Origin of the sequence: Yersinia sp. SCPM-O-B-9106 (C-191), from assembly GCF_026183365.1 — a bacterium.
Taxonomy (GTDB): Bacteria; Pseudomonadota; Gammaproteobacteria; order Enterobacterales; family Enterobacteriaceae; genus Yersinia; species Yersinia rochesterensis.
On the sequence record NZ_CP110791.1, the window covers coordinates 1,976,922 to 1,991,653 of the forward strand.

Below are 14,732 nucleotides of genomic sequence, written 5' to 3' on the forward strand. Positions count from 1 at the left end.
AAGATGATTGAAGTAGGGGTCTAAAATGATTGAAGCAGACCGCCTGATCTCTGCGGGTGTTATCAGTGATGAAGAGAGTATTGATAGGGCTATCCGCCCGAAGCTGTTGGCAGAATATGTCGGGCAGCCCCATGTCCGCGAGCAAATGGAAATCTTCATTCAGGCGGCGAAACAGCGCGGTGATGCGCTGGATCATGTGCTGATATTTGGCCCTCCGGGACTGGGAAAAACCACATTGGCAAATATTGTTGCTAATGAAATGGGGGTGAATCTGCGTACCACCTCTGGCCCGGTATTGGAAAAAGCGGGCGACTTGGCTGCTATGCTGACCAATCTTGAGCCGCACGACGTATTATTCATTGATGAAATCCATCGTTTATCACCCGTGGTTGAAGAAATCCTCTATCCGGCCATGGAAGATTATCAACTGGATATCATGATTGGAGAAGGCCCGGCGGCGCGCTCAATCAAACTCGATTTACCCCCATTTACCTTGATTGGCGCGACGACCCGTGCGGGGTCATTAACTGCACCGTTGCGTGATCGATTTGGTATTGTGCAGCGCCTTGAGTTTTATCAAGTTGCTGATTTAGAACATATCGTCACCCGCAGTGCCAAATATTTGGGGCTGGAACTCACTCCTGACGGGGCACATCAATTAGCCCGTCGCTCCCGAGGGACACCGCGCATCACCAACCGCTTGTTACGGCGCGTGCGTGATTTCGCTGAGGTCAGGGCCGATGGCGCTATCAACGGCGATGTGGCGATGAAAGCGCTGGATATGCTGAATGTCGACGCCGAAGGTTTTGATTTTATGGACCGCAAACTCTTGCTGGCTGTTATCGATAAATTTATGGGCGGCCCCGTGGGGTTGGATAACCTGGCGGCGGCAATTGGTGAGGAGCGGGAAACCATTGAAGATGTGCTGGAGCCGTATTTAATCCAACAAGGCTTTATCCAGCGAACCCCCCGTGGGCGCATTGCCACCAATCATGCTTATAAACATTTTGGTATCATCCGCGCAGAGTAAGCCTCTTTGATGCAGGGCTGCGCTGGTGCCAGCCCTGATCGCGCTATTCTTAGGCGACTGTTTTCTCCGTGGTCGATGTATTAATCATTTGGTTAAGCCATGGGATAAGTAGTGCCATAACCAGCGCAATTACCAGTGTGACCATGCCAATTTTGCCAAACACATCCGTGTAGATAGGTAAGGTTTCAAGTGGATCAGTCATGCCCTCAGGTGTCGCGGTAAAGGTTGCAACGTAGCCGCCAATCAGGAATGAGGCAGCCTGAGTCAAGAACCACATCCCAAGAATAAACCCCATTAAGTATTGTGGCACTAAAGCCGCCACCATCGCTAAGCCAAGGGCGCTTATCATCAACTCCCCCAAGCTCTGGAATAAATAAACCAGAACAATAAACCAAGGTGATGTTAGACCTTGTGCATCAGCGAACCATATTCCGGCCGCAGCCGCAGTCAGGAAACCCAGCGAACATAAAAACATCCCTAATGTAAATTTTGCGGGCATGGATAAGTCACGATTTTGGCTGCCCAACCGAGTATAAATTGAGGCCAAAATGGGGCTGGCGACCACCACCCAGAATGGGTTAAGCGCTTGGAAACTAACTGGATTAATGCTGAAGCCGAGGATCTCATGATGGACATTATTGATAGCAAAGAAGTTAAGCGAAGTCGGCATTTGTGCATATAAAACGTAAAATACGATAGCTTCAATCATCAGAATGAAAGCAACAAACATTTTATTACGGCCCAGTTGGTCCTGCTTCGATGCTTCTCTGAAAAAGATAAAGACGACGACCAGAGACAACACGATTAGCACCAAATTGGCAATGAACACATGATTCATCAACCAGGCGCAGACACATATCATCACTGCGCTGCCCAGCAGCACCAATAGCAGATTGCGCCAATTTAAGGGTTTTGTATCGGGTTCAGAACCAATATGGCGCACCATATGACGACAGCAGAAGTAGACCAGCAGGGCAAAAATCAAACCAATGCCGCATAAGTAATAGGTCACGGTATAACCAAAACGTTCGGCTATAACCGGTGCCAGTGAAAGTGACACTAAGGAGCCGATATTGATCGACATATAGAATAGAGTAAAGGCACCGTCCAACCGAGGATCTTTCGGCGGATAACATTTAGATAATAAGCTGGCTGGGTTGGCTTTGAATAAACCATTGCCCACAGCAATAGTTCCTAAAGCAAAGAAAATCAGGTTCGGTTGGTACAATGATAAACCGGTGGCGAAATATCCCAACGCCAGCACTACCGCCCCCAAGACCATGGTGCGTTTAGTCCCGAGTAGATGGTCACCGACATATCCACCGATGGAAATTAGGCCATAAACCAAAGCAGCAAAAGCACCAAAAGTGACAAATGCTTGTTCTTGCGAGAACCCAAGCTGTTTAACGAAGAAAACAGCCAGAATACCTTGTACACCGTAATAACCGAATCTCTCCCATAACTCGACAAAAAAGATCATAAAGAACGGTTTAGGTTGCTGAAGTAAACCTGTGGGGGTGGATCTTTCCATGATAAGTCGCCTCTGTGCGAATGGTCATTCGGCGTAAATTGAGAGCGTACAAAGCCCATGCAGAGACGAGTTAAGAATCGGCATAATCAATATATTGCTCAATGTTTGAAGTATTATGCAGGGTATTACACTGCATATACATTGTATTTGTGGTTGATCACACTAATTAAAATATAAAAAACAGAATTGATGGTTATGGGAAGTGATGGGCAAAATAGGGGAAGGGGTTAAGAATGGGGTTTATTAATATAAACCCCACTTAGCAATTATTACCCGCGCGCTTTTTGTGACAGACTCAGGATGAACATCACAGCGGCACAAAGAACGACAGAAGGGCCTGCCGGGGTGTCATAGAAAGCAGAGAAAGTTAAACCGCCTGTCACCGCGACAATGCCAATACCAATTGCAATACCGGCCATTTGTTCTGGTGTCCGAGCAAAGCGGCGAGCAGCAGCGGCTGGGATTATCAGCAAGGAAGTGATAATCAATGCACCGACGAATTTCATCGACAACCCTATGGTCAGTGCGGTCACTAGCATCAGCAACATCCGAACGCGCTCTAAATTTACACCGTCCACATGGGCCAGCTCCGGGCTGATGGTCATTGATAGCAATGATTGCCATTGCCAGCACAATATCCCCAACACCACGACCACTCCAGCGGCAATGAGCCAGATATCACTCAGAGTCACGGAAAGCAGGTCGCCAAATAGATAGGCCATTAAATCGACCCGCACGTTATGCATCAGGCTAACCACCACCAGACCCAAAGATAATGCGCTATGAGCCATAATCCCGAGCAGTGTATCGACAGCTAATTGTGGGCGGCGTTCTAACCACACCAGAATGAGTGCTAGCGCCATGGTCATTACTATCACGGCATAGAATGGGTTCACATCGAGCAATAAACCGAAGGCAACACCCAGTAATGATGCATGCGCTAGGGTATCGCCAAAATAAGACATCCGCCGCCAGACGACAAAAGACCCCAGAGGGCCGGCTGCAGTAGCCAGCAACACACCGGCTAACCAGCCAGGCAACAATAATTCAATCATGCGTCCCGGCTCCCACTGTTTTTCAAAATAATCTTTCCGTGCAAATCGTGGCGATGATTATGGTGATGGCGGTAAACCGCTAATTGCTCTGCTCCGCGATTACCAAACATGGCGATAAACTCAGGATGAGTTGAAACCACTTCTGGCGCACCGGAACAACAAATATGTTGGTTAAGACATAATACTTCGTCAGTTTTGGCCATTACTAAATGCAGGTCATGGGAAACCATCAAGACGGCACAGCCGAGTTCTCGGCGTAACTGTTCAATTAAGTCATACAGTGCTAATTGACCATTAACATCAACGCCTTGCGTTGGCTCATCTAACACTAATAACTGCGGCCGATTTAATAATGCACGGGCCAAGAGAACACGTTGATTTTCACCACCGGACAGTTTTTGCATCGGCTGGTCTAATAGATGCGCCGCGTGAACTCGTTTGAGAGCGGGTAAAATATCCGCTTTTTTAACACCCGGTTTCAAGCGCATAAAGCGGCTGACTGTTAGCGGCAAGGTGGCATCCAGATGAAGCTTTTGTGGAACATAGCCAATGCGCAAACCTGACTCACGAACAAGAGTGCCACTGGTGGGGGCAATTAACCCCAACACCACGCGAACCAGTGTTGATTTGCCCGCGCCATTTGGCCCAAGCAGAGTGAGAATTCTCCCCGGACGCAGTGAAAGGGAAATATCATTTAATACCCGCCGACTACCAAAAGTGACGGATATTTTATTTAGTGTGACCAATGTGGGCATTATGATTACGTTTGCAGAACCGAGTGAATGTTATAATATTACGCCTTAGCGATCAAAACGTCGAGAGTTCATATTATGTTACATAAAAACAAGTGGTTGAAGCGGGCAATTTTGGGCAGTGCAATTTTAGCGGCCAGTCCATTTAATATTGCCTCCGCTGCGGTCGTTACATCAGTGCGTCCGTTAGGTTTTATCGCCGCAGCCATTGCTGATGGTGTATTACCCACCGAAGTCTTACTGCCCGATGGCGCATCGCCACATGATTATGCTTTGCGTCCATCAGATGTCCAGCGGTTACGCAGCGCTGACCTGGTTATTTGGGTTGGGCCGGAAATGGAAGCATTTTTAGCAAAACCGTTAACGCAAGTTGCTGATAATAAAAAGATAGCCTTGGCACAGCTACCGTCAGTTACACCTTTGTTAATGAAAGGTGATGAAGAGGGGGATCATGAAGGGGCAGATGAAAGGCATGATCATGATCATGCGAAAGATAATCATAGTGACGAGCACCACCATGGTGAATATAACATGCATATTTGGTTGTCCCCAACCATTGCCAAACAATCGGCAATTGCTATTCACGACAGATTATTGGAACTTATGCCACAAAATAAGGACAAACTAGATGCAAACCTGCGCCGATTCGAGGATCAACTAGCGCAAAATGAAAAAAATATTGCTACTATGTTAAAGCCTGCCCAAGGTAAGGGATACTTCGTTTTTCATGATGCTTATGGCTACTTTGAAAAACATTTTGGCTTGAGCCCATTAGGGCATTTTACAGTCAATCCCGAAATTCAACCTGGTGCGCAGCGTTTACATCAAATTCGAACACAGTTGGTTGAGCATAAAGCGGTATGCGTTTTTGCTGAGCCACAATTCAGGCCAGCCGTCATTAATGCTGTCGCCAAAGGAACAGACGTGCGTTCAGGCACCTTAGATCCTTTGGGGAGTGGCATAGTATTAGGCAAGGACAGCTATGTGGACTTTATGTCTCAGTTGTCGAACCAATACGTGAGCTGCCTGAAGTAAGATTAAAAGGATACTCATAAGTGCAGCAGATAGTCCGAACTATCACTTTGGCGTATAACAATCTCCCTCGACCCCACCGCATTATGCTGGGGTCGTTGACTGTAATGACACTGGCCGTAGCTGTTTGGCGGCCTTTTGTTTATCATTCGGAGCACGAACCTGTTGCTAAAAGTGTTGTATTAGATACCAGCCAAAGCCGTGTTTTACTCCCCGAAGCCAGTGAGCCTATTGATCAGCCAACCCCTGATGATGAAATCCCACAAGACGAATTAGATGCTAAAGATGTCAGTGAAAGTGGTGTTCATGAGTACGTGGTCTCGACCGGCGATACCCTTAGCACTATTCTGACCCAATATGGCATTGATATCTCCGATGTTTCGCTGTTGGCAACTCAAAATCGTGATTTGCGAAATCTGAAAATCGGGCAACAAATCTCTTGGACAGTCAACGACACCGGTGATTTGCAGCGCCTGACATGGGAGGTTTCTCGTCGTGAAACCCGCACCTATGACCGTGTAGGTAATAATTTCAAAGAAACAAAAGAGTTACAGAAAGGCGAGTGGACCAATGCGGTTCTCACCGGTCGGCTCGACGGTAGTTTTGTTACCAGTGCCAAAAAAGCCGGTTTGACGGGCGCAGAGATTCGCGCTGTGACAAAAGCATTACAATGGCAGTTGGATTTTGCCAAACTGCGTAAAGGTGATCAGTTCTCGGTGTTGATGTCCCGTGAAATACTTGATGGCCGCAGTGAGCAAAGCCAACTGGTTGGGGTGCGTATGCGTTCTGGTGGTAAAGATTATTACGCCATCCGTGCCGATGACGGTAAGTTCTATGACCGGCTTGGTTCTGGTTTGGCGCGTGGTTTTATGCGTTTTCCTACCATGAAGCAATTCCGGGTCTCGTCTAACTTTAATCCTCGCCGCATTAACCCGGTAACCGGGCGCATTGCACCGCATAAAGGGGTGGATTTTGCGATGCCAGTGGGTACCCCAGTGCTTGCTGTCGGTGATGGCGAAGTGGTTATTGCTAAACGTAGCGGGGCTGCGGGTAACTATGTGGCTATTCGTCATGGCCGCCAATACACCACCCGTTACATGCATTTGAAAAAATTACTGGTGAAACCAGGCCAAAAAGTGAAACGTGGTGATCGTATTGCCTTGTCGGGTAACACCGGCCGCTCCACAGGCCCGCATCTGCATTATGAATTCTGGATGAACCAGCAAGCCGTTAACCCATTGACCGCTAAGTTACCGCGTTCAGAAGGGCTGAGCGGCAAAGATCGCAGTGACTATCTGGCTATTGCGAAGCAGGTCATTCCGCAGCTGCAACTGGATTAATAGCTCGCCGGTAGTCATGAATTTATGCTACCGGCGTGTTTATACCCAGCGGTATATTATTATCCCACCGCCCATTCCAAGAGTTTCCCATGCATAAAGAGAAAAACGACGCAGCTGGTTTTATTCCGGTATTTAAGAAATCTTTCCTACATCCCCGGTTTTGGGGGGTATGGTTAGGTGCTGGGGCAATGGCGGCTATGGCTTATGTCCCACCGAAATTCCGTGATCCATTATTGGCCGGGGTGGGGCGTCTTGCGGGTAAATTTGCCAAAAGTGCCCGTCGTCGTGCCCGCATTAACCTCCTTTATTGTATGCCAGAGCTGCCAGAGGCAGAGCGCGAACATATTATTGATCAAATGTTTGCGACCGCAGCGCAGCCTTTAATGATGATGGCCGAGCTGTGTTTTCGTGACCCAAAGAAAGTGTTATCGCGTGTTCACTGGCACGGGTTGGATATTCTTGACGGCCTACAGCAGCAGGAGCGCAATGTTATTTTGTTAGTGCCCCATGCATGGTCGATTGATATTCCCGCCATGCTGTTAGCTGAACAAGGTAAGCCGGTTGCTGGTATGTTCCATCACCAACGAAATCCATTAGTCGATTACTTATGGAATAGCGCGCGTTTGCGGTTTGGCGGGCGCATTCATGCACGTGAAAGTGGCATTAAGCCGTTTATTAGCTCAGTGCGTCAGGGTTTTTGGGGATATTATTTACCCGATGAGGACTATGGCCCTGAGCAAAGTGAGTTTGTTGATTTCTTTGCGACCTATAAGGCGACATTACCGGCAGTCGGGCGGTTGATGAAAGTTTGTCGTGCGGCCATTGTTCCCATGTTTCCGGTTTACAATTATCGTGAGCACCGCCTTGATATCTATATTCGTCCGCCAATGGATGATTTGGCCGATGCCGACGATGTTTATATCGCGCGCCGAATGAATGAAGAAGTTGAGTTGTTGGTTAAACCGAATCCAGAACAATATACCTGGATTCTAAAACTGCTGAAAACCCGGCGAGAAGGCGAGATAGAGCCGTATGTTCGTAAGGATCTCTAAGGTCGGTCATTGAGTAAAGGCCGACAGTTGAATGTGGTTGAATAGAGACAACAAAAAAAAGCCCGCTATTAATGAGCGGGCTTTTTGTTTCTAATTAAAAATTACTCAACGCGGATGATGCGGCTGGTATTGGTGGTACCAATCGTCCCCATCACATCGCCCTGTGTGACGATAACTAAATCGCCAGATACCAGGAAACCTTTATCTTTCAGTCGATTAACTGCTTCTGTTGCGGCAAGAATGCCATCAGTATGGGTATCACAATAAACCGGTGTCACACCGCGATAAATGGCCGTCAGGTTCAAAGTATGGTCATGACGTGACATCGCAAAGATTGGCAAGCCGGAACTGATACGCGACATCATCAGCGCCGTGCGGCCTGATTCAGTCATCGCAATAATTGCTGTAATGCCTTTCAAGTGGTTTGCCGCATACATGGTCGACATCGCAATGGCTTCTTCGACATTGTCGAATTGCACATCAAGGCGGTGTTTGGACACATTGATACTTGGAATTTTTTCTGCACCCAGACAAACACGAGCCATGGCGGCAACCGTTTCAGCCGGGTACTGGCCCGCTGCTGTTTCAGCTGACAACATGACCGCATCGGTACCATCCAATACGGCGTTAGCCACGTCCATCACTTCTGCGCGTGTTGGCATTGGGTTGGTTATCATTGACTCCATCATCTGGGTTGCAGTGATAACAGCGCGGTTTAGTTGGCGAGCCCGGCGAATCAGTTTTTTCTGAATGCCGACTAACTCAGGGTCGCCGATTTCGACACCCAAGTCACCACGGGCAACCATCACTACATCTGAGGCCAGAATGATATCGTCCATGGCTTCATCTGTCGCCACGGCTTCAGCACGCTCAACTTTTGCTACGATTTGCGCATTGCAGCCAGCATCACGCGCCAAACGGCGAGCATAATTCAAATCTTCGCCAGTACGTGGGAAAGAGACCGCCAGGAAATCCACACCAATTTTGGCGGCAGTAATAATGTCGGCTTTATCTTTTTCTGTCAGCGCTTCAGCAGACAGGCCACCACCTAACTTGTTGATACCTTTGTTGTTGGAGAGCGGGCCGCCGACAGTCACTTCGGTGAACACTTTCATGCCCTGAACTTCAATGACTTTTAATTGTACGCGACCATCGTCCAGCAACAGGATGTCACCGGGAACAACATCTGCCGGTAATCCTTTATAATCGATACCAACTTTGTCTTTATCGCCTTCGCCTTTTGCCATATTGGCATCGAGCAAGAATTTATCGTGTACGTTAAGGAAGACTTTTCCTTCCTTAAAAGTAGATACCCGGATCTTAGGACCCTGTAAATCGCCAAGAATCGCTACATGGCGCCCCAATCGGGCGGCAATCTCACGGACTTTCTTGGCCCGCGATATATGATCTTCAGCACTACCATGGGAAAAATTCAGGCGGACTACGTTAGCACCCGCGACAATAATCTTTTCCAGATTATTGTCGCGGTCAGTAGCCGGCCCCAGTGTAGTAACAATCTTGGTCCTTCTGAGCCGTCTGGACATCTCTTACTCCGTTGACTGATGAAGCATGGTGTTGTTAAAACAGCGGATAATAAATCCGATAGTAAAATCTAATGTAAGTGACAAATTTTACGACGATGTATCTGTGACAGTTATGTTTGCGCTAACAACGTTTTACAACAAAACGTTTTACAACAACATAGTGTCATTTATGTTATCCGCTTGCGACTGTAAAACAATTGATGCGTAAAATGGCCCATGCAGATTCCATTTTTACATCAATGACCACATTACAAAAGCGAGCTATTGGCTCCTTATTGACTCGGATATTGATCGAGTCAAACACGTATCATATTTCAATGATACGTCAAACTTTCACGGCAGAAGATGTGCTAACACAAAACAAAGCGACTTCGGCCTGCGTGTCATTTACTTTTTGACACATTTAGTTTTCTAACCTTACTCACCACTATTGATTTGTTGAGAGTTTTTGTCGAAGCGAGATTCTTTCAATGCATCTTTAACCCGCTTTAGGTTATCCCTGAATTTAGCCCCTCGGCGCAGAGTAAAACCGGTCGCTAAGACATCAATTAAGGTCAATTGAGCAATTCGCGATACCATCGGCATATACATATCAGTATCTTCCGGCACGTCCAGCAACAGAGGTAATGTTGCTTCATTAGCCAGCGGAGTATCACGCGAGGTAATGGCAATCACTGTGGCATCGTTTTCACGCGCGAGCTGTGCCAGCTCAACGAGGCTTTTTGTCCGCCCAGTGTGTGATATTAATACCACCACATCACCTTCATTGGAATTCATGCAACTCATGCGTTGCATCACGATATCATCGAAGTAAATTATCGGGATATTAAACCGGAAGAATTTATTCATTGCGTCATGGGCTACAGCGGCCGACGCACCAAGGCCAAAGAACGAAATTTTCTTCGCTTGTGTCAATAAATCCACTGCTCGGTTGATCGCGGCAATATCTAAATTATTTTTCGCCATATCCAAACTGGCCATGGTCGATTCAAATATTTTCCCAGTGTAAGCGGCTACACTATCATCCTCTTCGACGTTCCGATTCACATAAGGTGTGCCATTTGCCAGACTTTGTGCCAAATGAAGTTTAAAATCAGGGAAACCTTTGGTGTCTAGTCGACGGCAAAAGCGGTTTACCGTGGGTTCGCTGACGTTCGCCAATTTGGCTAATGTGGCAATACTTGAGTGGATGGCAGTTTGTGGGGAAGCGAGGATCACCTCGGCGACTTTCCTTTCCGATTTGCTCAGGAGGTCCAGATTATTTTGGATATTTTCCAGCGTATTCATATAACGAGAGTCACCCATGGGTTTTACCGATTTCATTTAAAGGAGAAATCTATGTCGGTTTAATGAAAATATACTACGAGCTGGAACCCGTTGGCAGAGACATCTGGTTGGAAACAACTCTTTTTCACCAGAATATGACCTGTGTCTAATTTTCATAATGGTAAATAGTTGTCAAAAACGTCATAAAATTACATTTTAAAGTTGCACCGCCTGATTTGACGCGGCCTGCCACTCCATTGAGTGTTTTTTAACCTTTTTTGGTCCACTTTTATCTGGGTTTACTGGCTATAGTCAAAGAGAGTACATTAGTAATGTAAGAAAATTACAAATATCCTGCAACGAGGAGTATAACATGGCGGTAACTAATACAGCCCAGGCAGCCCAGGCGTGTGATCTGGTGATTTTCGGCGCTAAGGGCGACTTAGCGCGTCGGAAACTGTTGCCTTCCCTTTACCAATTAGAGAAAGCGGGTCACATCCACCCTGATACTCGGATTATCGGCGTAGGCCGTGCCGACTGGGACAAAGACGCGTACACAACCGTGGTAAGGGAAGCCCTCGATACCTTTATGAAAGAGACGCTGGATGATGAATTGTGGCAAAAACTCAGTTCTCGCCTCGATTTCTGTAATTTAGACGTCAATGACAGCAAACACTTTGCCAAATTGGGCAAAATGTTGGATCAAAAAAATCGCACAACCATCAACTACTTCGCGATGCCGCCGAATACCTTTGGCGCAATTTGTAAAGGATTGGGTGAAGCGGGGCTGAATAAAGAGCCAGCACGCGTGGTAATGGAAAAACCTTTGGGGAAAGATTTAGCTTCCTCACGGGTGATTAATGATCAGGTCGCTGAGTATTTCAACGAATGCCAGGTTTACCGTATCGACCATTATTTAGGTAAAGAGACAGTATTGAATCTGTTGGCTTTGCGTTTTGCTAACTCATTATTTGCGTCGAACTGGGATAACCGCACCATTGATCATGTGCAGATTACTGTCGCAGAGGAAGTGGGGATTGAAGGGCGCTGGGGCTATTTTGATCAGGCCGGTCAGATGCGCGACATGATCCAGAACCACTTGCTGCAAATCCTAACCATGATTGCCATGTCACCACCGGCAGATTTGAGTACCGACCGTATCCGTGATGAAAAAGTGAAAGTGCTGCGCTCGCTGCGCCGTATTGACCACACCAATGTCCGCGAAACCACGGTTCGAGGTCAGTATACGGCCGGCTTTGTACAGGGCAATAAAGTCCCCGGCTATCTGGAAGAAGAAGGGGCGAATAAGAGCAGCAATACCGAAACATTCGTTTCTATCCGGGTCGATATTGATGACTGGCGTTGGGCCGGTGTGCCGTTCTATCTGAGAACCGGTAAACGTCTGCCAAGCAAATGTTCTGAAGTGGTGGTGTACTTTAAAAACCCTGCGCTGAATCTGTTCCGTGAGTCTTATCAACAATTACCACAGAACAAACTGACCATCCGTTTGCAGCCAGATGAAGGCATCGAAATTGAAGTGCTGAATAAAGTGCCCGGTCTTGAGCATAAACACCGTCTGCAAACCACCAAGCTTGATCTCAGCTTCTCCAAAACCTTTAACGAACAGCATATTGCGGATGCTTATGAACGTCTGCTGTTGGAGACGATGCGCGGTATTCAAGCCCTGTTTGTGCGCCGTGATGAGGTGGAGGAAGCCTGGAAGTGGGTCGATTCCATCATGGATGCGTGGGCTGCTGATAATGAGGCTCCAAAGCCTTATCAATCTGGGACATGGGGGCCAGTAGCCTCTGTTGCCATGATTACTCGTGATGGCCGTTCATGGAATGAGTTCGAATAACTATTTAGGTTATGACTATACCCTAAATAATTCGAGTTGCAGGAAGGCGGCAAGCGAGAGAGTCCCGATGAGCTTACATCAGTAAGTGATTCGGGTTATTGAGCGTAGCCAACGCACATGCAGCTTGAAGTATGACGGGTATATTGCCCGATAACAGCGCCCACTCAGGTGCAATAATAAAGAGCCGTTAGCTGGCTCGCATTGTGATTCTTTATGGCTGGCGGAACCTCATCGTCAATGTTTTGCCAGCCATCTTTCAACTGACACCTTCGGGTGAGTCCATGCCAACCGGCATAAGTGGAGATAACAACGAATGAAAAGCTGGAAAATGAGCGCAGAGCAGGTAATGACCGCAGGCCCTGTCGTCCCGGTGATCGTGATAAATAAGATCGAGCAGGCGGTACCGCTAGCAAAAGCTTTGGTGGCTGGTGGTGTTCGGGTGCTGGAAGTGACGTTGCGCACCCCTTGTGCTGTTGAGGCTATTCGCGCTATTGCCAAAGAAGTTCCTGAGGCCATTGTGGGGGCGGGTACGGTTCTTAATCCGCAGCAACTGGCTGACGTGGTTGAAGCAGGTGCTCAATTTGCCATTAGCCCAGGGCTGACTGATGAACTTCTCAAAGCGGCAACCGAAGGTGATATTCCATTGATCCCAGGAATAAGCACAGTTTCTGAATTGATGCTCGGCATGAGTTATGGCCTGCGTGAGTTTAAATTCTTCCCGGCAGAAGCTAATGGTGGTGTTAAAGCCTTGCAAGCTATCGGCGGCCCATTCTCTCAAGTGCGTTTCTGCCCAACTGGCGGTATCACACCGAACAACTATCGCGATTACCTGGCGCTGAAAAGCGTATTGTGTATCGGCGGTTCATGGTTGGTTCCGGCTGATGCGTTGGAAAAAGGTGATTACGCTCGCATTACTGAATTAGCCAAACAAGCTGTCGCGGGCGCTACGGCATAAGTTGCTCTAACTCCATGAACTGCTGGGAGAACCCGGCAGTTATGCTGAATACAAAACCTCTGCAATGCAGGGGTTTTGTTGTTTTTAGAAAGGCTAACTTATTATTTTTTAATCTCTTTTTATAAACTATTTATATAATTGATGGTTTGCTTTATAAAATTGACTGTGGTAAAAATACAGCAGTTAATTATTCCAATTTGATGAGGGTTTTAGGCGTATCGCACTGGGTTTGGCATACAAGAATGTAACCAAAACGTGTGTAGCTAAAAAAAAGAGATATATTATGATGAAAACTAATGGAATTACTTTCAAGCCTTCTACATCCCAACTCTTCCTGTCAGCCATTCTGGCCAGTGAGCATCACTGGTGCAGCGAGCTGTAGCGCCTTTCTTCTTCCGTAGTTAATAAATTTAACAAAAAGTTTATACGCCAAGTGAGTTTCTATTTCTTACGGCCTGCGCACGTCTATTCCCTGTGAATGGGGTGCCGAGTGAGGATAACCGTAACAAATAGACCTTAGCGTGCGTTTATGCGTGTTAGGAGAAGAATGATGATTTATTGGATATTTTTAGGTCTAGCGATTGTTGCTGAGATTATCGGCACATTATCAATGAAATACGCCAGTGTCAGTGGTGAGATGACCGGGCATATCGTGATGTATTTTATGATAACCGGCTCATATATCTTGCTGGCGCTGGCGGTAAAGAAAGTCGCGTTAGGGGTGGCTTATGCTCTGTGGGAAGGGATTGGTATCCTGATTATTACTGTTTTCAGTGTGTTGTGGTTTGATGAAAGCTTATCGCCACTGAAAATTGCCGGTTTAGTGACTTTGATCGGCGGCATAATGTTAGTGAAATCAGGGACTCGTAAGCCAAAGAAACCAAACAGTCCGAGCCGAAATTCGGGTGAGCATCATGCAACAGCTTGAGTTTTATCATATTGCCTTTCTGATATTGGCGGTGATTCTGGAGATAATCGCCAATATTTTGCTGAAAATGTCAGATGGTTTTCGCCGGGTATGGTTGGGAATTTTATCATTGTTGTCAGTGCTAGGGGCATTCAGTGCTTTGGCGCAAGCGGTAAAAGGCATTGAATTATCAGTGGCTTATGCCTTATGGGGTGGGTTCGGTATCGCCGCCACTGTGGCCGCGGGTTGGATTCTGTTCAATCAGCGGCTGAACTATAAAGGTTGGATTGGTCTGATCTTGCTCTTGGCCGGCATGGTAATGATTAAGCTATCCTGATATCCCCTTTGTACTTGAAGTTGCAGGGGTGTTGGCTGCGCGCGCAAACCCGAATCACTTACCAGTGTAAGCT

The 14,732-nt window shown here is 47.1% G+C and carries 13 protein-coding genes; 8 read left to right on the forward strand and 5 right to left on the reverse strand.

Annotated elements, in window-relative coordinates:
• Positions 1-25 precede the first annotated feature (25 nt).
• On the forward strand, positions 26-1,030 hold the full coding sequence (gene ruvB / locus OP863_RS09135) for a Holliday junction branch migration DNA helicase RuvB (RefSeq protein WP_038633370.1): 1,005 nt from the start codon (positions 26-28) through the stop codon (positions 1,028-1,030).
• 49 nt (positions 1,031-1,079) lie between these two features.
• Here ruvB and dtpB read toward each other — a convergent pair whose 3' ends face one another.
• The 3 genes from dtpB to znuC all read right to left on the reverse strand — a co-directional run bounded on the left by dtpB (position 1,080) and on the right by znuC (position 4,371).
• The gene (dtpB, locus tag OP863_RS09140; RefSeq protein WP_265526154.1) at positions 1,080-2,561 is read right to left on the reverse strand and encodes a dipeptide/tripeptide permease DtpB; all 1,482 of its coding nucleotides are present in this window, start codon (positions 2,559-2,561) and stop codon (positions 1,080-1,082) included.
• A 269-nt stretch (positions 2,562-2,830) separates the two neighbouring features.
• Positions 2,831-3,616 (reverse strand): zinc ABC transporter permease subunit ZnuB, encoded by a 786-nt coding sequence (znuB, locus tag OP863_RS09145; protein ID WP_265526155.1) that lies wholly within the window; start codon positions 3,614-3,616, stop codon positions 2,831-2,833.
• Positions 3,613-4,371, reverse strand: a complete 759-nt coding sequence (gene znuC / locus OP863_RS09150; protein ID WP_038633361.1) for a zinc ABC transporter ATP-binding protein ZnuC — start codon at positions 4,369-4,371, stop codon at positions 3,613-3,615. The genes znuB and znuC overlap by 4 nt, the downstream gene beginning before the upstream one ends.
• 75 nt (positions 4,372-4,446) lie before the next feature.
• On the opposite strand from znuC, the gene znuA reads away from it, so the two are divergent.
• The 3 genes from znuA (at position 4,447) to lpxM (ending at position 7,792) form a co-directional block, all read left to right on the forward strand.
• A complete protein-coding gene (gene znuA, locus OP863_RS09155) occupies positions 4,447-5,403 on the forward strand; it encodes a zinc ABC transporter substrate-binding protein ZnuA (RefSeq protein ID WP_145591674.1) in 957 nt (318 codons plus the stop codon).
• 20 nt (positions 5,404-5,423) lie between these two features.
• Positions 5,424-6,740 carry a murein DD-endopeptidase MepM gene (gene mepM, locus OP863_RS09160; protein WP_038633355.1) on the forward strand — a complete coding sequence of 439 codons (1,317 nt, stop codon included), beginning with the start codon at positions 5,424-5,426 and terminating at the stop codon, positions 6,738-6,740.
• 89 nt (positions 6,741-6,829) lie between these two features.
• Positions 6,830-7,792 (forward strand): lauroyl-Kdo(2)-lipid IV(A) myristoyltransferase, encoded by a 963-nt coding sequence (lpxM, locus tag OP863_RS09165; protein ID WP_145591675.1) that lies wholly within the window; start codon positions 6,830-6,832, stop codon positions 7,790-7,792.
• A 101-nt stretch (positions 7,793-7,893) separates the two neighbouring features.
• On the opposite strand, the gene pyk is transcribed toward lpxM, so the two are convergent.
• Both pyk and OP863_RS09175 read right to left on the reverse strand, forming a co-directional pair.
• On the reverse strand, positions 7,894-9,336 hold the full coding sequence (gene pyk, locus OP863_RS09170) for a pyruvate kinase (RefSeq protein WP_265526156.1): 1,443 nt from the start codon (positions 9,334-9,336) through the stop codon (positions 7,894-7,896).
• A 417-nt stretch (positions 9,337-9,753) separates the two neighbouring features.
• Positions 9,754-10,641 (reverse strand): MurR/RpiR family transcriptional regulator, encoded by an 888-nt coding sequence (locus OP863_RS09175; protein WP_271301877.1) that lies wholly within the window; start codon positions 10,639-10,641, stop codon positions 9,754-9,756.
• Positions 10,642-10,975: 334 nt separating this feature from the next.
• On the opposite strand from OP863_RS09175, the gene zwf reads away from it, so the two are divergent.
• From zwf to mdtI, 4 genes are all read left to right on the forward strand, one after another.
• Positions 10,976-12,460 carry a glucose-6-phosphate dehydrogenase gene (gene zwf, locus OP863_RS09180; RefSeq protein WP_265526157.1) on the forward strand — a complete coding sequence of 495 codons (1,485 nt, stop codon included), beginning with the start codon at positions 10,976-10,978 and terminating at the stop codon, positions 12,458-12,460.
• Between the two features lie 313 nt (positions 12,461-12,773).
• The gene (locus OP863_RS09185; RefSeq protein ID WP_038633345.1) at positions 12,774-13,415 is read left to right on the forward strand and encodes a bifunctional 4-hydroxy-2-oxoglutarate aldolase/2-dehydro-3-deoxy-phosphogluconate aldolase; all 642 of its coding nucleotides are present in this window, start codon (positions 12,774-12,776) and stop codon (positions 13,413-13,415) included.
• Positions 13,416-13,965: 550 nt separating this feature from the next.
• Entirely contained in the window at positions 13,966-14,343 is a 378-nt protein-coding gene (gene mdtJ / locus OP863_RS09190) for a multidrug/spermidine efflux SMR transporter subunit MdtJ (protein ID WP_050113509.1), read from the forward strand.
• Entirely contained in the window at positions 14,330-14,659 is a 330-nt protein-coding gene (gene mdtI, locus OP863_RS09195) for a multidrug/spermidine efflux SMR transporter subunit MdtI (RefSeq protein WP_005163022.1), read from the forward strand. Before mdtJ ends, mdtI begins: the two co-directional genes overlap by 14 nt.
• The last annotated feature ends 73 nt before the right edge of the window (positions 14,660-14,732 follow it).